13 protein-coding genes are annotated in these 18,305 nt (G+C 75.5%); 9 read left to right on the top strand and 4 right to left on the bottom strand.

Annotated elements, in window-relative coordinates; translation table 11 throughout:
* Positions 1 to 90: 90 nt before the first annotated feature.
* Positions 91 to 1,800 carry a dolichyl-phosphate-mannose--protein mannosyltransferase gene (locus tag ACZ466_RS29785; protein WP_378278825.1) on the top strand — a complete coding sequence of 570 codons (1,710 nt, stop codon included), beginning with the start codon at positions 91 to 93 and terminating at the stop codon, positions 1,798 to 1,800.
* Between the two features lie 72 nt (positions 1,801 to 1,872).
* Here ACZ466_RS29785 and ACZ466_RS29780 read toward each other — a convergent pair whose 3' ends face one another.
* The 3 genes from ACZ466_RS29780 to ACZ466_RS29770 all read right to left on the bottom strand — a co-directional run bounded on the left by ACZ466_RS29780 (position 1,873) and on the right by ACZ466_RS29770 (position 4,262).
* Entirely contained in the window at positions 1,873 to 2,481 is a 609-nt protein-coding gene (locus tag ACZ466_RS29780) for a DUF305 domain-containing protein (protein ID WP_378278827.1), read from the bottom strand.
* A gap of 96 nt (positions 2,482 to 2,577) precedes the next feature.
* Complete coding sequence (locus ACZ466_RS29775) at positions 2,578 to 3,021, bottom strand: DUF6153 family protein (protein WP_378278828.1); 444 nt, start codon at positions 3,019 to 3,021, stop codon at positions 2,578 to 2,580.
* An 11-nt stretch (positions 3,022 to 3,032) separates the two neighbouring features.
* Positions 3,033 to 4,262 (bottom strand): MFS transporter, encoded by a 1,230-nt coding sequence (locus ACZ466_RS29770; RefSeq protein WP_378278830.1) that lies wholly within the window; start codon positions 4,260 to 4,262, stop codon positions 3,033 to 3,035.
* A gap of 113 nt (positions 4,263 to 4,375) precedes the next feature.
* Here ACZ466_RS29770 and ACZ466_RS29765 point away from each other — a divergent pair, with 113 nt between their 5' ends.
* Positions 4,376 to 5,407, top strand: a complete 1,032-nt coding sequence (locus ACZ466_RS29765) for a LacI family DNA-binding transcriptional regulator (protein WP_378278832.1) — start codon at positions 4,376 to 4,378, stop codon at positions 5,405 to 5,407.
* Between the two features lie 48 nt (positions 5,408 to 5,455).
* A complete protein-coding gene (locus ACZ466_RS29760) occupies positions 5,456 to 6,472 on the top strand; it encodes a magnesium transporter CorA family protein (RefSeq protein ID WP_378278834.1) in 1,017 nt (338 codons plus the stop codon).
* Here the strand turns inward: ACZ466_RS29760 and ACZ466_RS29755 are convergent.
* Positions 6,456 to 9,434 carry an AfsR/SARP family transcriptional regulator gene (locus ACZ466_RS29755; protein WP_464041745.1) on the bottom strand — a complete coding sequence of 993 codons (2,979 nt, stop codon included), beginning with the start codon at positions 9,432 to 9,434 and terminating at the stop codon, positions 6,456 to 6,458. The two genes, ACZ466_RS29760 and ACZ466_RS29755, sit on opposite strands and share 17 nt — an antisense overlap.
* 114 nt (positions 9,435 to 9,548) lie before the next feature.
* Between ACZ466_RS29755 and ACZ466_RS29750 the strand changes: the two genes are divergently transcribed.
* From ACZ466_RS29750 to ACZ466_RS29725, 6 genes are all read left to right on the top strand, one after another.
* Positions 9,549 to 12,551 (top strand): AfsR/SARP family transcriptional regulator, encoded by a 3,003-nt coding sequence (locus tag ACZ466_RS29750; RefSeq protein WP_378278838.1) that lies wholly within the window; start codon positions 9,549 to 9,551, stop codon positions 12,549 to 12,551.
* Between the two features lie 131 nt (positions 12,552 to 12,682).
* Positions 12,683 to 13,948, top strand: a complete 1,266-nt coding sequence (locus ACZ466_RS29745; protein WP_378278840.1) for an MFS transporter — start codon at positions 12,683 to 12,685, stop codon at positions 13,946 to 13,948.
* Positions 13,945 to 14,898: a LysR family transcriptional regulator gene (locus ACZ466_RS29740; protein WP_378278842.1), complete on the top strand. Its 954-nt coding sequence runs from the start codon at positions 13,945 to 13,947 to the stop codon at positions 14,896 to 14,898. Before ACZ466_RS29745 ends, ACZ466_RS29740 begins: the two co-directional genes overlap by 4 nt.
* Positions 14,895 to 15,800: a serine hydrolase gene (locus ACZ466_RS29735; protein WP_378278844.1), complete on the top strand. Its 906-nt coding sequence runs from the start codon at positions 14,895 to 14,897 to the stop codon at positions 15,798 to 15,800. Before ACZ466_RS29740 ends, ACZ466_RS29735 begins: the two co-directional genes overlap by 4 nt.
* Positions 15,801 to 15,914: 114 nt before the next feature.
* Positions 15,915 to 16,718, top strand: coding sequence for a hypothetical protein (locus ACZ466_RS29730; protein ID WP_378278846.1), 804 nt, complete (start codon positions 15,915 to 15,917; stop codon positions 16,716 to 16,718).
* A 53-nt stretch (positions 16,719 to 16,771) separates the two neighbouring features.
* Positions 16,772 to 18,304, top strand: coding sequence for a serine/threonine-protein kinase (locus ACZ466_RS29725; protein WP_464041744.1), 1,533 nt, complete (start codon positions 16,772 to 16,774; stop codon positions 18,302 to 18,304).
* The last annotated feature ends 1 nt before the right edge of the window (position 18,305 follow it).

Genomic DNA, 18,305 nt, shown 5'->3' with positions numbered 1-18,305 from the left:
GCCGCCGCACGGCCTCCTGACGGGGTTGCCGGGAGCGTCCGGTTTCGCCGCGGGCCCGGGGTTCGCCGCGGGCGGCTCTACGATGGCGGAATGGCGATGACGGATTTCGCGCCGGCACGGGCCACCGGAGGGCGGTCGGAGCCGCCCTCCCTGCGCGAGTGGCTCGCCCCGCCGATCCCGGGCAACGTGCTGCTGAGCTGGCTGGGCCCGCTGCTGGTGACGGTCTTCGCCGGATTCCTGCGGTTCGACCGGCTGGACAAGCCCAAGGCGGTGGTCTTCGACGAGACCTACTACGCCAAGGACGCGCTGGCCCTGCTGAAGTTCGGCTGGGAGCACAACACGGTCAAGGACGCCGACAAGCTCCTCATCGCCGATCCCGACGCGAACATCTGGGCGTCGGGCGCCTCCTTCGTGGCCCATCCCCCGGCCGGGAAATGGATGATCGCGGTCGGCGAGTGGCTGTTCGGCGCCACCCCGTTCGGCTGGCGGTTCGCGGCGGCGCTGTGCGGGACGCTGTCGGTGCTGATCCTGTGCCGGGTGGCCCGGCGGATGACCGGTTCCACCCTGCTCGGCTGCATGGCCGGGCTGCTGCTGGCGCTGGACGGCCTCCAGTTCGTCACCAGCCGGGCCGCGCTGCTGGACATCTTCGTGATGTTCTGGATCCTGGCCGGGTTCGCGTGCCTGGTCGCCGACCGCGACCGGTCCCGCCGCCGGCTCGCGGAGAAGGTCGAGGCCGGGGCCGTCTCGGAGTACGGGCCGTTCGTGCTGCACGGCTGGCGCATCGCCGCGGGCGTCTGCCTGGGCCTGGCGGTCGCCACCAAGTGGACCGGGATCTTCTACGTCGCCGCGTTCGGGATCATGGTGGTGTTCTGGGACTTCGGGGCGCGCCGCGCCGCCGGGGTGCGGCGGCCGTTCGCCGGGGCGGTCGCGCTGGACGCGGTCCCCGCGTTCGTCCAGCTGGTCGTGGTGGGGCTGATCACCTACCTGGCCACCTGGTGGGGGTGGATCTTCCGGCCCGGCGGCTGGGGGCGCGGCGAGGTGGCGGGCTTCGTGCCCGCGCGGCCGTTCGAGGCCCTGCCCGACCTGTGGAAATACCACGCCGAGATGCTCAACTTCCATACCGGCCTCGACTCCGAGCACCCCTACCAGTCGTGGCCGTGGGACTGGCCGATCCTGCGCCGTCCGGTGGCGTTCTTCTACACCGAGCCCAAGAACGCGTGCGACGCCGAGCGCTGCTCGCGCGAGATCCTCGGGATCGGCACCCCGGCCCTGTGGTGGGGGGCGCTGATCGCCCTGGTGCTGGTCGCGGGCATCTGGCTGATGCTGCGCGACTGGCGGGCGGGCGCGATCCTGCTGGGCTTCCTGGCCGGCTGGCTGACCTGGTTCCCCTCGGCCATGGCCGACCGCACGATGTTCCTGTTCTACGCGACGCCGATGCTGCCGTTCATGGTGCTGGCGATCGTGCTGGTCTTCGGCTATCTGATGGGCCCGGCGCGGGGCAGACCGGGCGCGGTGCCCGCGGCGCGTCCGGACGTCCCCGAGCAGGAGACGGTCGGGGCCGGCTACGGGATCTACGGGCAGCCGCCCGAGGCTCCGCCGGGGGCCGGGTCCGGGGCCACGGCCGCGCTGCCGGCCGGGCACGCGCCGGTCAGCGGGCGGCGGGTGGCCGGGGCCGCGGCGGCGGGCGCCTACGTGCTGGTGGTGCTGGCCAACTTCGCCTACTTCTACCCGGTGCTGGCGGCCAAGATCATGCCGTACGACGACTGGCACGCCCGGATCTGGTTCGGCACCTGGATCTGACCCCGCGGCGCGGCGGCCCGCCGCTCTCGCGTGCGGGCCGCCGCGCGTCGGTTCCTTTTCTCCCGTGTGTCGTTACCGCTTGAGCAGGGCGCGCATGGCGGCGATCTCCGCCTGCTGGGCGGTGATGATCGTCCCCGCCAGGCGCCTGGCGTCGGGGTGGGCGCCCTTGGCCTGCTCGTCCCGGGCCATCGCGATCGCGCCCTCGTGGTGCTCGATCATCATGGTGAGGAACATCCGGTCCCGGGCGGCGCCGGCGGCCTTCTCCAGGTCGGCCATCTGCCGTTCGGTCATCATCCCGGGCATCTCACCGCCCCCGCCGTGACCGCCGTGACCGCCTACGTGGCCGCTGCCGTTCTCGGACGGGACGGTCGCGCCCCACGTCCGCAGCCAGCCGGTCATCGTCGCGATCTCGGGCCCCTGCGCCTTCTCGATCTGCTGCGCGAGCCGTCTGACCTCGGCGTCGGTGGACTTCGCCGCGACCGCCTCGGACATCTCCAGGGCCTGCCGGTGGTGCGGGATCATCATCTGGGCGAACGTCACGTCCTGCTGGTTGTGCTGCGCCGTCCGCGCACCGGCGGAGGGGGACACGGGGCCGGAGGCCGTCCCGTCGTCGCCGCCGCACGCCGCGGCGGTCGCGCCGATCAGCAGCGTCGCGCCGATCGCCAGAATCCGCGTCTTCATCGCGTTCTCTCCTTGGTGTGAAGGCTTGCGGGCATGCCGGAGGAACCGGTGGCGCAGGAACCGCGGGGACGCGGCGCGCACCGGTTCGGCGGCCTGTCACAGCCTCAGGACGGAGAGCCGGTAGATGCTGGGAGGCCGGGGACGCGGCTTCCTCGACGGTGAACGCGTCGCCGGGACGGCCCGGAACGCCCAGGCCATCAGGGCGTTGAACGCGCGTCCCCTGGCCAGGGCCAGAGCCAGCCCGACCAGGAGGGCGAAGCACATCACCCCGGCGCCGCAGCCCGCGTCGTGGGCGCCCGAGTGCCCGGAATGCCCGGACGACTGCTCGGACGACTGCTCGGACGACCCCTCCGACGCCCCCTCGTGGGGCGCGGGCGTCCCGGCGGTATGAGGGCCGGGGACGTGCGAGGCGATGACCGGGGCGGAGATGTGGATCGGCGTCGGAGTGGCCGTGACCCCGTGCATCAGGAACAGACCGGCGAGGAGACCGAGCCCGAGCAGCAGCGGCCACAGGCCGCGCGATACTCCCCTCCGGTACATGGTCCCCGAGTCTAGTGACCGTCCAGGGCGGGTGCGTCGCCGACGCCCGGGCGTCCGGCGGGCGCGGGCGCCGGGCTGGGCCGGTAGGTGCGATGGCCGAGCAGGCAGACGGTGAGGGCGAGCAGCCCGCCCGCCCCGGCGGCGGCGAATGCGCCGGGCACGCCCGCCAGGTCCTGGCCGATCCCCGCGGCGGCGGAGCCGACGGCGCCGCCCACCGCGAACGCGGCGACCACCCACGCGAACGCCTCGGTCACCGTCCCGCTGGGCGCAAGCCGGTCGACCAGCGTGAAGCTGCAGGCCAGCATGGGGGCCAGGAACAGGCCGCTGGCGAAGGCCAGCACCGACATGACCGGCAGCGCGGGGGCCCAGATGAGCGGCAGGTAGCCGGCGGCGAGCGCGGCCATCAGCCAGGGGAAGCGGCGGTGCTCCTCGCCGGGCCAGGGCCGCGCGCCGTACACCAGCCCGCCGACCAGGGCGCCGCCGGACATGGCGGCGAGCAGGAGGCCGGAGGCCAGGTCGTGGTGGGCGCGCTCGGCGTAGGCGACGACGGCGATCGCGTACACGCCGAGGGCGGTGCCCGCGCAGGTCAGCGCGGCGAACAGCACGCGCAGGCCGGGCGCCCGCAGCGGTCCCGCCCAGTCGGAGGCGCGCGGCTCGCCCCGCCAGGCGCGGGACGGCGCCGAGGTGGTGATGACCAGGGTCCCGGCCACGCCGAGGGCGCCGGTGAGCAGCAGGGCCGTCTCGGTGTTGACGGCGGCGGCCACGACCACGAGCAGCGGGCCGGCGGTGAAGAGGATCTCCTGCGCGGCGGCGTCCAGCGCGTAGGCGGCCTTGACCTCGGCGGGGCCGGGCAGCACCAGGTTCCACAGCGCCCGCAGGCCCGCCTCCAGCGGCGGGGTGGCGAACCCGGCGAGGATCACCGCGCCGATGGTGACGGGCAGCGGGTCGGCGCCGGTCAGGGCGAGCAGGCCGAATCCGGCGGCGGACAGCCAGGCGGCGGGCAGCAGCACGCGGAGCTGGCCGAAGCGGTCCATGGCGCGGCCGAGGACGGGCTGGCCCGCGGCCATGGCCAGGCTGAACACGGCGGCGAGCGTCCCGGCCAGCGGGTAGCCGCCACCCTCCGCGCGCACGTGCAGGACGACCGCGAGCATGCCCATGCCGTTGGGCAGCCGGCCCAGGAGGGTTCCGCCGAGCAGCCGGGCGGCGTGGGACACCCGCAGGAAGTCGACATAGGTGCGCATCCGGCCTCCGATTCGGCGGCGTCATACGTATTACTTGTTCCGTCATACGTACCACCTCGGGGCCCTTCCGCTCTACCCTGTTTCGACATGCGAGATCGGCGCGAGGAGGCCGCGTGAGCGAGGCCGGGGCCGGGACCGGGGCCCGTTCCGCCCGTCCCACCAGCAGGGACGTGGCGCAGGCGGCCGGCGTCTCGCAGTCCACCGTCTCGCTCGTGCTCGGCGGGAAGTGGACGGGCCGGGTCTCCCCCGCCACCGCCCGCGCCGTGGAGGAGACCGCCGAGCGGCTCGGCTACCGGCCCAACGCCGCCGCCCGCAACCTGCGGCTGGGCACCACCCGCACCGTCCTGCTGGTGATCCCGACGATCACCTCGCCGTTCTTCGGCCCGGTCTACATCGGCGCCGCGCGGGTCGCCGCCCGCCACGGGTTCGGCGTCGTGGTCTACCCGCCCGACGACGCCCGGCCCGCCACCCCCGGCGCCAGCCCGTTCGCCGTGCCCCGGGAGGCGATCGACGGGATCATGGCCTCGTCGATGACCCTGGACGCGCTGCGCGGGTTCGGGCGGGCCCCGGTGGTCATGCTCGACAGCGGCCCGGCCGCCGCGGGCACCGCGCCCACCGTCGACTTCGCCGTCGAGGACGGCATGCGCGCGGTCGTGGCGCACCTGGCAGGGCTCGGCCACCGGCGGTTCGGGCACCTCGCGGCGGCGGTGGACGAGTGGACGTTCCGGGCGCGCGGCGGCGCCGTCGCCCGCGCCGTCCACGACGTGCCCGGCGGGACGCTCACCCGGGCCGCGGGCGCCATCGACGTGCGCTCGGCCAAGGAGGCCGCCGAGCGGCTGCTCGGCCTTCCCGACCGTCCCACCGCGCTGGTCTGCGACGACGACCTGATGGCGGCGGGGGTGTACAAGGCCGCCCGGGCGCGCGGGCTGGAGATCCCCGGCGACCTGTCGGTCACCGGGTTCGACGACGTCGAGATCGCGCGGGCGCTGGAGCCGGAGCTGACCACCGTCCGGCTGCCCGCGCAGGAACTGGGCGAGCAGGGCATGCTCGCGCTGCTGGAGCTCCTGGGCGGCGGGCGCCCCGAGCCGCGCGCGCTCCCGGTCGAGCTGGTCGTGCGCGCCTCCACCGCGCCGCCGCCCGCCTGACCCCGCCCGTACCGGATCTCCGCACCGGCATCCGGGTATGGGCCCCGCATGGAAACGGCGCACGCCGGGCAGACGACCGGGAACGGGCCCGTACGGACCCGCATGTGGCGGAACGGAGACCTGGAGGCCGAGAACTTCCCGATCGCGGAGCTGGGCCCGCGCCTGCGCGAGACCGGCACCGTCGTCTGGCTGGACCTCCTCGCCCCGGCCGATACCGATCTCCGCCTGGTCACCGACGAACTGGGGCTGTCCCCGGTCGCCGTCGAGGACTCGGTCACCGCCAGGGAACGGGTCAAGCTCGACCGCTACCGCGGCTACGTCTTCCTCAACCTCTACGCCCCCGAGACCACCCGCGACGGGCTCGTCCTGCACGAGATCTCCGCGTTCGTCACCGAGCGGGCGCTGGTGACGGTGCGGGAGAGGCCCGGGTTCGACGTGGACGCGCTCGTCCGGCGCTGGGACGAGGGCCCGCGGCCCCTGCCGGAGGGCGCGGCGCCCGACACCGCCCCGCTGGTGCACGGCCTGCTCGACCTGGTGGTGGACCTCCAGCTCGACACCGTCCAGGCCCTGGACGGCGACGCCGACACGCTCGAAGAGCTGATCTTCGACGACGCGTTCCCGGTCAAGGAGATCCAGCGGCGCAGCTTCCGGCTCCGCAAGGACCTGATCGCGCTGCGCCGGGTCGCGCTGCCCATGCGCGAGATCGTCGACGAGCTGCTGCGCCGCCCGTCCCGGCTGGTGCCCGACGCGCTGGTGCCCGACTTCCAGGACGTGTACGACCACACGCTGCGCGTCGCCGAGTGGACCGACGAGCTGCGCGACCTGGTCGCCAACCTGCTGGACAGCCGGATCGCGCTCCAGGGCAACCGCATGAACGAGGTGATGAAGAAGGTCACCAGCTGGGCCGCCATCATCGCGGTGCCGACCGCGATCACCGGCTTCTACGGGCAGAACCTGCCCGTCCCCGGGTTCGAGCGGCTCTCGGGCCTGCTGGTCAGCACCGGCCTGATCGTCGGCAGCGGAGTGGCGCTGTACGCGGTCTTCAAGGTCAGGGACTGGCTGTGAGCCCGCCGGAGGCGGCCGCGGCGTCGTCCAGCAGCCGCCGCACCCCGCCCGCCTCGGCGACCTCCAGCGCGGTGAACAGCTCCAGCGCCTCCTCCCAGCGGCGCCGCGCGCCGCCGGGGTCGCCGAGCTCGGCCAGGATCCGGCCGATCGCGGTGAGGACGCGGCCCTGCTGGTACTCCTCACCGATCTCGCGGCCGATGGCCAGCGAACGTTCGGCGCTGTCCAGGGCCTCCCGGGCCCGGCCGCGGAGCAGCTGCGTCTCGGCGATCCGCAGCAGGATGTACGACTCGCGCGCCCGCAGCCCCTGGGACCAGCAGATCGCCAGGCCGTCGTCGAAGCGCGCCACCGCCTCGTCCAGGCGGCCCAGCTCGCGCAGCGCGATGCCGAGGATGTAGAGGGCGTACGCCTCGGCCGCGCCGTGCCCGGCCGCCCGCGCCAGGTCGCGGCTGCGCTCGGCCGCCGGGACGGCCTCGGCCGCCTCCCCCACCTCCACGCGGGCGTAGGCGAGGTTGGCGGTGCGCTCGGCCTCCCCGGCGCGGTCGCCGAACTCGCGGCCCAGCTCCAGCGCCTGCTCGATGCGGCCGATGGCCGCGCGCAGGTCGTGCTCGTAGAAGTCGATGTGGGACAGCAGGTCCAGGGCCGACATCAGCATCAGGCGGTCGCCGGTCTCCCGGCTGAGCGCGGTGGCGCGCTCGGCGTGGCCGCGGGCCCCGGCCAGGCGGCTGGTGTGGACGAGGGCGCGGCCGAGGACGTACCGGGCCCGCGCCTCGGCACGGCGGTCGCCCTGCCGCAGCGCCTCGTCCAGGACGGCGCGCGCCGCCGGGCGGGCCTCCTCCCAGCGGTAGCCGTCCTCCAGGAGGGGATCGAGGGCGAGCAGGACGTCGGCGGCCTCGGCGAGGGGCGTTCCCTCGGCGCCCTCGCCGTCGGCGCCGGCCGCGGCGGCCTGGCGGACGATGACCAGCAGGTCGGTGAGCTGGTAGAAGATCCATTCGCGGGCCTCGCCCGCGCCGCCGAACTCCAGCTCCCCGGACGGGCCCGGGTCGGCCACCGAGATCGGCGCGCCCGGCCGGACCAGCCGGTGCACCCCGCGCTGGGTCGCCAGCACGAACCGCACCAGCCGGCGCAGCGCGGCCCGGCGCTCGCCGCGCTCGCCGTCCGGTGCGGGGAGCTGGCGGGCGAACAGCCACAGCAGGTCGTGGTAGCGGTAGCAGCCGGGGGCCGGGGAGTCCATGAGGCCCAGGTCGACCAGCGCCTCCAGGACCCGCTCGCCCTCGGCGTGCGTGGTGCCGAGCATCGCGGCGGCGCCCGGCGGGCACACCCCGGAGGTCTCGGGCACCGACAGCAGCCGGAACGCGCGGGCCAGGTACGGGTCGAGCTGGTCGTACCCCAGCCGGAAGGTGGCCTCGACGGCGAGGTCGCCGATCCGCAGCTCGGCCAGCCGGCGGCGGCCGTCGGCCAGCCGGGCCGCCAGCGACCGCACCGACCAGCCGGGCCGGGCGGCCAGCCGGGACGCGGCGATCCGCACGGCCAGCGGCAGGAACCCGCACAGCCCGACGGCGTCGACGACGGCGCCGCGCTCGGCGGCGGCCCGCGATCCGACGATCGCGGTGAACAGCGCGATCGCCTCGACCGGGTCGAGGACGTCCAGGTCGACGGCGCGGGCGCCGGGCAGTCCGGAGAGCCGGGGCCGCGAGGTCACCAGCGCGGCGCAGCCGGTCGTGCCGGGCAGCAGCGGCCTGACCTGCTCGGCGTCGCGCGCGTTGTCGAGCAGGACCAGCACGCGCCGGTCGGCGAGCATCGACCTGAAGAGGGCGGAGCGCTCGTGCTCGCCCTCCGGGACGGACTGGTCGGGCACGCCGAGCGCGCGCAGGAACTCCCCCAGGACGACGGCGGGCGGCAGCGGGTGCTTGGCCGTGCCCAGGAGATCGACGTAGAGCTGCCCGTCGGGGTAGGCGTCCCGTACGGCGTGGGCGACGTGCACGGCCAGGGCGGTCTTGCCGACGCCGCCGACGCCGGAGACCGCGATGACGGCGGGCGCCGTGCCCTCGCGGCGGGCCAGCCAGCCGGTCATGCGGTCGGCCAGTGCCGCGCGCCCGGTGAAGTCGGGGAGGTCGGCGGGCAGCGAGGCGGGCCGCTGGAAGGGGCGACCCTGGGAGGGGGCGGGGGCGGGGTCGTCCTTCTCTCGCCGGGCGGGCGCGGTCAGCGACGGGTCGTTCCGCAGGATCCTCTCCTGCAGATCGCGCAGTCCGGGGCCGGGGTCGATGCCCAGCTCGCCCGCCAGCGTCCGGCGGGCGGAGGTGTAGGCGGCCAGCGCCTCGGCCTGCCGCCCGCACCGGTAGAGCGCGAGCATCAGCAGCCCGCGCAGCGGCTCCCGCAGCGGGTGCTCCCCGCTCAGCAGCGCCAGCTCGCCGACGATCTCCGCGTGCCGGCCCAGCTCCAGATCGGCCTCCAGCCGCGCCTGCAGGACGGCCAGCCGCCGCTCGGCCAGCCGCGTCCGGCGGGCCTGGAGGTACGGGCCGGGCAGTCCGGGCAGCGGCGCGCCGTCCCAGAGGTCGAGGGCCTGGCCGTAGAGCTCGCGCGCCCGGACCGGATCGCCCGCCGCCTGGGCCCGGCCCGCCTCGGCCGTGCGGGCCTCGAACACTTCGGCGTCGAGCGTGCCGGGCTCCGCGCGGAGGGCGTACCCTTTCCCGGTCGAGACCAGGATCTCGGGGTTCGCCCGATCGTTCTCGAGGACTCGGCGCAACCGGGAGGCGTAGGTGCGCACCGTTCCGACGGCCCGGGCGGGCGGCAGGTCGCCCCACAGCGCGTCCAGCAGGCCGTCGATCGGCATGGTCCGGCCGCGGTTCAGCAGCAGCACGGCCAGGACGGCCCGCTGCTGCGGGCCGCCGAGGTCCAGTTCGGCGGGGCCCCGCCAGGCGCGGACGGGCCCCAGCACGGCGAAGCGCAACCCGGGAGTGTCCACGGTAGTGGAGTCTCTCATCCCGTTCCGGCGATCTTCGAGGCGACGGTAAGCCGGCGCTCAGCTGCCGGCCGTCGCCTTGGCCGCCGTTTAAATCGGCTCATATGGTGCTTTGCAATGGAAATGCCCTCCCTGCGCTTCACCGTCCTCGGCCCCCCGCGGGCCCGGCGCGGCACCGCCGAGCTGCCCCTGGGCCCGCCGCAGCAGCGGGCCGTGCTCGTCGCGCTGCTGCTCCGGGACGGGCGGCCCGCCACCGCGCAGGAGCTGGTCGACGCCGTCTGGGGCGACCAGCCGCCGCGGCGCGCGCTCGGCGCGCTGCGCACGTACGCCTCGGGGCTGCGCCGCGTCCTGGAACCCGGCCGGGGCGGCGGCCCGCGGGGCGGCCACCGGATCCTCGTCTCGGTCGGCGACGGCTACGCCCTCCGCCTGCCGCCGGACGCGCTGGACGCCGCCCTCTTCGAACGCGAGGCGGCCGCCGCCGGACTGGCCCGTTCGCAGGGCCGCGCCGCCGAGGCCCGCGACCTGCTGCGCACCGCACTGGGCCGGTGGCGCGGCGAGCCGCTGTCGGGCGTGCCCGGGCCGTACGCGCGGGCGCAGCGGATCCGGCTGGCCGAGCGCCGGCTGGCCGCCCTGGAAACCCGCCTCGAACTGGACCTGGAACTGGGCGCCCACGCCGAGCTCGTGCCCGAGCTGACCGCGCTGGTCGCCGAGCATCCGCTGCGCGAACGACTGCGCGGCCTGCTCATGCTCGCCCTGCACCGCACCGGCCGCCACGCCGACGCCCTTGCCGTGTACGCCGAGACCCGCCGCACCCTCGTGGAGGACCTCGGCATCGAGCCCGGCCAGGACCTGTCCGCGCTCCACCGGCGGCTGCTGGCCGAGACCGGCCCGGCCCCTCCCGAGACGTCCGAGAGCGAAGGGCCTCCGGACGGGCCCGTCCCGCCGGCGCGGTCGCCCGCCCAGCTGCCGGGCGACGTCCCCGACTTCACCGGCCGCGCACGGCTCGTCGAGGAACTGCGGGAGACGCTGCTGGCCGAGCCCCGCCGCGCGGTGGCCATGGTGACGGTGGCCGGGGCCGCCGGCGTGGGCAAGACCGCGCTGGCCCTGCACGTCGCCCACCGCGTGCGGTCCGGCTTCCCCGGCGGTCAGCTCTACGCCGACCTGCGCGGTGCGGGCTCCGACCCGGCCGACCCGCACAATGTGCTGGGCGCGTTCCTGCAGGCCCTCGGCGTCGAACGGGACGCGATCCCGGCCGGGCTGAGCGAGCGCGCCGCCCTCTACCGCACCCGGCTCGCCGAACGCCGCGTCCTGGTGCTGCTCGACGACGCCCGCGACGCCCGCCAGATCAGGCCGCTGCTGCCCGGCTCCCCCGGCTGCGCCGTCCTGGTCACCAGCCGGTCCAAGCCCGCCGGGCCGGGCGCCGGACGCCAGGTCGACCTGGACGTGATGGAGCCCGGCGAGGCGCGGGCCCTGGCCGCCCGGATCGTCGGGGAGGAGCGCCTGGACGCCGAGCCCGCCGCCGTCCGGGACCTGCTCGCGGCGTGCGGGCACCTGCCGCTGGCGGTGCGGATCGTGGCCTCCCGGCTGGCGGCCCGCCCGTCCTGGACCGTCGCGTCCCTGGTGGAGCGGCTCGCCGACCGGCGCCGCCGGCTGGCCGAGCTGCGCGTCGCCGACCTGGCCGTCGAGGCGGTCTTCCAGCTGGGCTACAACCAGCTGGACGCGGCGCAGCGGCGCGCGTTCCGGCTGCTGGCGCTGGCCGAGGGCCCGACCCTCTCGCGGGAGGCCGCCGCGGCGCTGCTCGGCGTGCCCGAGTACGACGCCGACGAGCTGTGCGAGTCGCTGGTGGACGCCAGCCTGCTGCGCTCCCCGACCGCCGGCCGCTACCGCTACCACGAGCTGCTCAAGCTGTACGCCCGGCAGCGCGCCGAGGCCGACGAGCCCCCGGCCGAGCGGGCCGCGGCGCTGCACCGGCTGTTCCACTTCTACCTGGCCACCGCCCGCGCCGCGCACCTGATGGTCAGCCCGGGAGACGGCCGGGCCGGCGACGCGCTGCTTCCGGCCGCCGTGCGGGGCCTGCCGTTCGACGGCACCGACGCGGCCCGCGACTGGTTCTTCGCCGAGGCCCCGAGCCTGTTCGCCGCGATCGTCCAGGCCGCCCGCGCGCCCGGGGCCGACGGCGCGGCGCCCGCGGAGCGGCTGCCGCTGGCCGCCGAGCTGCTGCTGATGACCGACGCCCTGGTCAGCTCCGGGGTGCACGCCCGCGAGTGCGAGCAGGCCGCCTACGCGGTGCTCGACGCGGCCTGGGAGCACCGCGACCAGCGCAGCGAGGGCCGCGCCCACCTCCACCTGGGCTGGGTCTGCTACTACGCCGACCGGCTCGACGACAGCGCCGCGGTGACCCGGGTCGCGGTGCGCCGCGGCCGGGAGAGCGGCGACCTGTGGACGGTCGCCGACGCGCTGCTGCTGAACGGCCGCGGCGCGATCGCGCTGCACCGGCACGAGGAGGCGCTGCGCCACTGCATCGAGGCGCTCGACGCGTTCCGGCGGCTGGGCGACCGGTACGGGGAGGCCAACACGCTGGGCGCCCTCGCGCGGGCGCTGCTGGGGATGGACCGCGCGGAGGAAGCGCTCACCGCCGCCGAGCACGGCCTGGCCCTGCACCGCGAGCTGGGCGGCGTGGACCGTACCGGGGACGGCCTCTACCAGCTCGGCGTGGTGCTGCGCGGGGTGGGCCGCCCGGACGAGGCGATCGAGCGCCAGCGGGACGCCCAGAAGATCTTCCGGAGCCGCCGCAACCGGCGGTGGGAGGGGCTGGCGATGTTCCGCGTCGCGGAGGCGCAGGCCGACCTCGGCCGGGCGCGGGAGGCGGCGGCCGAGGCCCGCGAGGCGCTGCGGATTCTGCGCGACACCGGCCACGACTGGGGGCAGGGCCATGCCCTGCGGGTGCTCGCGGACGCGCTGGGCGCGCTCGGCCGTCCCACCGAGGCCCGCGCCCTCCGCCGCCAGGCGCTGCGGCACTTCGAGCACATCCGCATCCCCGAGGCCGGCCGCATGCGCGCGCTGCTCGACGACGACGCGTCCGACGATGCGCTACCGCAGATGACCCAGTGTGACGGATGACTCTCCGGTAGCGCCCTGAGCTGCATCGATATCGATTCGCTCATCGGATCCCGACCGATAGCGGTATTGGACCGTCCGGTATCGCTTCTGGTCTGCTCTCCTCGTCCACCCACACGACCGAGGGGAGCCGCATGCCGCAGAGCAAGCCCATGACGCTCCCCGCGCCCCCGCTCGGGCTGGTGCCGTCCGGCGGCCGGGCGGCGGACCGGCGGGTGGTCATGGTGATGGTGGCGGTGCAGTGCACCGCCGCGCTCGGCTTCTGGGCGGTGATGACGCACCTCGTCGCCCACCTGCGGCACGACGTGGGCCTGCTCGCCGGGACGGCCGGGACGATCCTCGCGGTCCGGGTCGGCGTGCAGTACGCGCTGCTGCTCCCCGTCGGGACCGTCACCGACATGCTCGGCCCCGCCCGCGCCGGGGCGATCGCGTGCGGGGTGCGCGCCGCCGGGTTCACGCTGCTCGGGTTCGCGGACGGCCCCGCCGAGTTGGTCGCCGCGGCGGTGCTGCTGGGCGCGGGCGGCGCGCTGTTCCATCCGGCCGCGCAGAGCCTGCTGGCCGGGCTCGCTCCGGGGCGGCGCGCCCGCGGGTTCGCCGCGTACGTGATCACGGGCCAGGCGGCGGCGGTGGCCGGCCCGCCGCTCGGGCTCCTGGTGCTCTCCCTCGGCTCCGGGGCGCCCGCCGGGTTCACGCTGCTGGCGACGCTGGCGGGCGGCGCGTGGGCCGTCGCCTCCGTCCTGTTCCTCCTCCTGCTGGGCCACCGCCCGCCCCGCTCGAACGGCGGCGGCGCCGGTGCCCGGCTGCGGGAGCTGGCCGCGAACGTGCGCGCCGTGGTCGCCGACCGGGCGTTCCTGGCGTTCGCGCTGGCCACGGCCCCCACCACGCTGCTGGCCGACCACACCACCGTGGTGCCGCTGAAGGGGTTCACCTCCGGCGCGGCCACGCTGTTCTTCTGCGTCCTGGCGGCGACGGCGGCGGCCGTCCAGCCGTGGGTGGCCGCCCGCGGCCGGGGCGAGCGGCCCTGGACGCTGCGCTGCGGCCTGCTCCTGGCGGGTGCCGCGTACCTCACCCTGGCGCTGCTCGACGGCGCCCGCTCCCCGCTCGGCTGGCTGCTGGCCGCCGCCGTGCTCGCGGGCGCCGGGAACGGCCTCCTCCAGGCGTCGGTGTTCCAGCGGGTCGCGCGGCTGGCCGCGCCGGAACGGTTCGGGTCCTACTTCGGCGTGCTGAGCTTCGTCTCCGGGATGTTCGCCGCCGCCGGCGGCATGGCCGTGGGGCGGCTGTTCGACTTCGGCGGGACGGGCGCGACCGCCGCGCTCCTCGGGCTGGCGGCGCTCGGCGCGGCGACCGCGGCCCTGTGCGGCGGCCGCCGATATCCGTATTGGTATGATCCCCGGTCGTGAACCTGGTGGGGCACCTGCGGTGCTTCGTCGTCGTGGCCGAGGAACTGCACTTCGGCCACGCCGCCGAACGCCTCGGCATGGCGCAGCCGCCGCTCAGCCAGCGGATCCAGCGGTTGGAGAGGGAACTGGGCGTACGGCTGTTCGACCGGTCGAGCCGCCGGGTGGAGCTGACCGGCCCCGGCCGGCTGCTGCTCGACGAGGCCCGCGAGTTCCTGGCCCGCGCCGACCGGATCTACTCGCTGGCCGAGCGGGCCCGCCAGGGCGGCGCCGGGACGCTGCGCGCCGGGCTGCCCTCGGGCCTCGGCGGGGACGTGGTCGCGGCGATCATCGCCGCGTTCCGTGAGCGCCGTCCCGAGCTGCGGCTCGACCTGCGCGAGCTGCCCACCGACGAGCAGGCCCGGGCGCTCGCCGACGGCGTCCTGGACGTGGGCGTGCTGCGCCATCCCTGCGACACCCGCGATCTCGCCCTTGGGCCCATGCTCGGGCAGCCGGTGGGCGTCCTGCTGCCCGGGCCGGGCGAGGACGAGGCGGACGAGGTGCATCTGGCCGATCTCGCCGGGCGGGAACTGGTGATCTTCCCCCGGGACGAGGCGCCCGGCTCCTACGACGAGCTGCTGGTCACCTGCCGCCGGCACGGCTACTCCCCGCCGGCCGTGCACGAGACGGCCAATCCCCAGTTCGCGCTCGGCCTCGTCCTGTCGGGGACCGCCGTCGCGCTCACGCCCCGCACGGCCGACACCCCGGGGGTCGTGTGGCGGCCGCTGGCCGGAGAGCCGCTGGTCCTGCGGACGTCCTGCGCCTGGCGGCAGGCGGCCGAGCCCGACCCGGCCATCGCCGGGTTCACCGCCGCCGCGACCGCCGTGCTGCGCCGCGAGGCGGGCATGGTGCCGCTCGACCGGGCCCCGGTGCGCCGCGTCACGCCCCGTCCCGCCTCGGGGTTCCTGGCATGAGCGACCGGAACGGGGACGCCGCGCCGCTCGCCCGGATCGAGGCGGTGTTCCGGGACGCGGGCGTCACCGGTTTCCTGCACGCGGCCGACGTGGACGGCGGCCGGGAGCTCGGGCTGCGCGCCGACGAACCGGTGGTGCTCGCCTCGGTGTTCAAGGTGCCGCTGCTGGTGGCGTTCTTCCGGCAGGCCGCGGCCGGGCTGCTCGACCCCGCCGAGCCGGTGACGCTGCCGCCCGGCGGCCGCACCGACGGCCCCACCGGCCTGTCGGTGATGCGCGACGAGGTGCGGATGTCGCTGCGCGACCTGTGCTACACGATGATCGCGGTGAGCGACAACGCCGCCGCCGACGTGCTGTACGCCCGGGTCGGGCCGGAGGCGATCGGGGCGACGATCGAGGCGCTGGGCCTGCGCCGCACCCGCGTCGTCGCCGACGCCCGCGGGCTGCACGACCACATGCTGCGCGACGCCGGGGTCGGCAGCCTCGCCGAGCTGTGGCCCCGGCTGGACGAGCCGGGCCTGCTGCCCGCGCTGGGCGTGCTCGACCCCGCCCACACCAACAGCAGCACGCCCCGGGAGATGACCCGTCTCCTCTCGCTCATCTGGCGGGACGAGGTGTGCCCGCCCGACGAGTGCGAGCAGATGCGCAGGCTCCTGTCGCTGCAGGTGTGGCCGCACCGCCTGTCGTCGGGGTTCCCGTACGACGACGTCCGGGTGAGCGGCAAGACCGGCACCCTGCCCACGCTGCGGAACGAGGTCGGCGTGGTCGAGTACCCGGACGGGGGGCGCTACGCGGTCGCCGTCTTCACGCGCTCGCTCGTCCCGGTGGCCGTGCAGCCGGAGGCCGACGCCGCCATCGGCATCGCCGCCCGGCTGGCCGTGGAGGCGCTGCGCCGCCCCGCCTAGGTTCAGCGCGAGGCGTCGCAGGTGATGGTGCCCGGACGGAAAACGGCTCGCGGAAAGGGCTCCGCGTTCCTACCTTAAGGAGCGCGGCGCGCGCGCCGCGGGGAGGAGGTCCCGATGGGCCTGGACGCCTATGTGCGGTGCCGCTGCCTGCAGGACGGCCTGACCACCGAGCCGCCCGTGCCCGCGGACCTCATCGTCGAGGACGAGGACGGCTACCTCGACCTCTCGGTGCCCTACGAGGGCAACGAGGAGTTGTTCCATGCCTTCGGCGAGTGGCAGCAGTACCACGCCTGCGCGCACGAGGACATGGAGATCGTCAGCGTCCGCGTCTCCAACTGGTACGGGTACCGGCTTTTCCAGGAGGCGCTCCACGGCGCGGGCCGCGAGCGTTTCCCGGTGCTGTGCACCGAACTGCCCAAGGCGAACGGCGGGCACATGTCGCCGGAGTCGGCGCGGCGGGCGCTGGCCGAACTCGACCGTTTCACTGCCGCCCATCTCGCCGCCGTCACCTGGCTGGTAGACGACGAGACGGGCGAGCGGCTGATCGAGAGCATCGAGTCGTACGACGGCGTGTTCGTCCTGGACGGCACCACCGGGCGGCGGGCGGGCGTCGACCCGCGGGGGTTCTTCGTGCGCGACGTCACGGCCGAACCGCACCGCGAGGAGTTCCGCGCCGTCCGCTTCACGCAGGAGCCGGTCGATGCGGGCCACGTCCGGTTCCGGGACCTGGACTCCGGCACGGAGGCGGCCGTACCCCTCGCCGGGCCCGTCCGCGCCGACGGGCAGGGGCGTTACCCGCGGCGCATGCGCGTCGACACCGTCCAGGCGCGGGCCGACGACTTCACCTACATCCTGGAGCCTCTGCGCCAGGTGTTCCGCGCGTCCGTCGAAACGGGGAACCCGGTTTCCTGGTGCTGATCAATGGACCGCCGGCCCGTCGGTAGGGTGTGGGCGCTGGAAAGGACGCGCCTATGCCCGATCGTGTGCTGGCCGGCCGCTACCGGTTGCGGGAGCGGCTCGGCAGCGGCGGCATGGGCACGGTCTGGTCCGCCGTGGACGAGACGCTGCGCCGGGACGTCGCCGTCAAGGAGATCGTGTTCCCCGACGGGCTCACCTCCGAGGAGCGCCGGGTGGCGACCGGGCGGGCGCAGCGTGAGGCCCGTGCCGCCGCGCTCGTCGACCATCCCGGGGTCATCACCGTCCACGACGTCGTCGTCGAGGACGACCGCCCGTGGATCGTCATGGAGCTGCTGAGCGGGCCGTCCCTCGAACAGACGGTGCGCCGGGACGGCCCGCGCCCGCCCGCCGCGGTCGCGCACATCGGCCTGCAGCTGCTCGACGCGCTGTGCGCCGCCCACGCCAAGGGGATCGTGCACCGGGACGTCAAGCCGGCCAATGTGCTGTTCGCCCGGGACGGCCATGTCGTCCTGACCGACTTCGGCATCGCGAGCATCGAGGCCGACCCCGCCCTCACCCGTACCGGCGCCTTCGTCGGCTCCCCCGGGTACGCCGCCCCGGAACGGCTGCGGGAACAGCCGGCCGGCCCTGAGTCCGACTTCTGGTCGCTGGGCGCGACCCTCTACATGGCCGTGGAGGGCAGGTCGCCGTTTGAACGCGACAGCCCCATGGCCGTCCTGGGCGCCGTACTGAGGGAGCAGCCCGCGCCGCCGCGCCAGGCGGGTTCCCTCTCGCCACTGCTGTGGCACCTGCTGCAGAAGGATCCGTCCGCGCGGCCAGGCGTCGACGTCATCCGCCAGGTACTCCACAACGTGGCCGCCGGAAGGCCGTCGGGCCTACCCGACCCCATGCCGCCGCCTCCACCCCGGCGCCCAGGAGCGTTGGTGCCCGTCCTGGCGGGGGCGGCGATGCTCACGGTCATCGTCCTCGCCGTCGTCTTCGTGGCGGTGTTCGCCTTTTCCGGGGACGACCAGACGACCGCGGCGACGCCCACGGCGGCCCCAACGAGTCCCCCGGCCACGACGCCGTCGGCCTCACCCACGTCCGGACTCGACCCGTGCAGCCTCCTCACGGCCGAGCAGGTCCGCAGGCTGCTCGCCGACCGGAAGTCCCAGCAGGAGAAGGACTCCGACAAATCCTGCGGATGGGCGGCGAAGAAGCGCGGGGTGAGCCTCACCAACCTCACCCTCGGAACGGGAGGGCCGCCTCCCGAGACGTCCGTGGAGGCCCACAACAAGTTCGTCAGCTGGCGCAACGCAAGGTCGAAGGCCTCCGACAGCGTGTACTGGGGATGGCCCGAGATAGACGTCAAGCACGTGCGCGGAAGTCAGAGCGCCGCCCGCACGGTCTCCGGCATAGGCGACGAGGCCTTCGCCTATACGACGACCGGGCTGACCCAGCCGATGGACAAGGCCTTCGTCGTCGTCGTCCGGGTGAAACACGTCGTCATCGAGGTCGAGCACATCTACGAACGCGGCACCGCCACCACCGACGACGCGGCCCAGGCCGCCCGCTGGGTCGCGCAGAGCCTCGCCTCGAAGACCTGAC

Source organism: Actinomadura rugatobispora, assembly GCF_055379765.1.
Note: the sequence above shows the minus strand (reverse complement) of the source record. Positions and strands in the feature narration are given on the sequence as shown.

Coding starts and splice junctions, on each gene's coding strand:
- ACZ466_RS29785 (WP_378278825.1), top strand. CDS start 91: ATGGCGATGACGGATTTCGCGCCGGCACGGGCCACCGGAGGGCGGTCG.
- ACZ466_RS29780 (WP_378278827.1), bottom strand. CDS start 2,481: ATGAAGACGCGGATTCTGGCGATCGGCGCGACGCTGCTGATCGGCGCG.
- ACZ466_RS29775 (WP_378278828.1), bottom strand. CDS start 3,021: ATGTACCGGAGGGGAGTATCGCGCGGCCTGTGGCCGCTGCTGCTCGGG.
- ACZ466_RS29770 (WP_378278830.1), bottom strand. CDS start 4,262: ATGCGCACCTATGTCGACTTCCTGCGGGTGTCCCACGCCGCCCGGCTG.
- ACZ466_RS29760 (WP_378278834.1), top strand. CDS start 5,456: ATGGAAACGGCGCACGCCGGGCAGACGACCGGGAACGGGCCCGTACGG.
- ACZ466_RS29750 (WP_378278838.1), top strand. CDS start 9,549: ATGGAAATGCCCTCCCTGCGCTTCACCGTCCTCGGCCCCCCGCGGGCC.
- ACZ466_RS29745 (WP_378278840.1), top strand. CDS start 12,683: ATGCCGCAGAGCAAGCCCATGACGCTCCCCGCGCCCCCGCTCGGGCTG.
- ACZ466_RS29735 (WP_378278844.1), top strand. CDS start 14,895: ATGAGCGACCGGAACGGGGACGCCGCGCCGCTCGCCCGGATCGAGGCG.
- ACZ466_RS29730 (WP_378278846.1), top strand. CDS start 15,915: ATGGGCCTGGACGCCTATGTGCGGTGCCGCTGCCTGCAGGACGGCCTG.
- ACZ466_RS29725 (WP_464041744.1), top strand. CDS start 16,772: ATGCCCGATCGTGTGCTGGCCGGCCGCTACCGGTTGCGGGAGCGGCTC.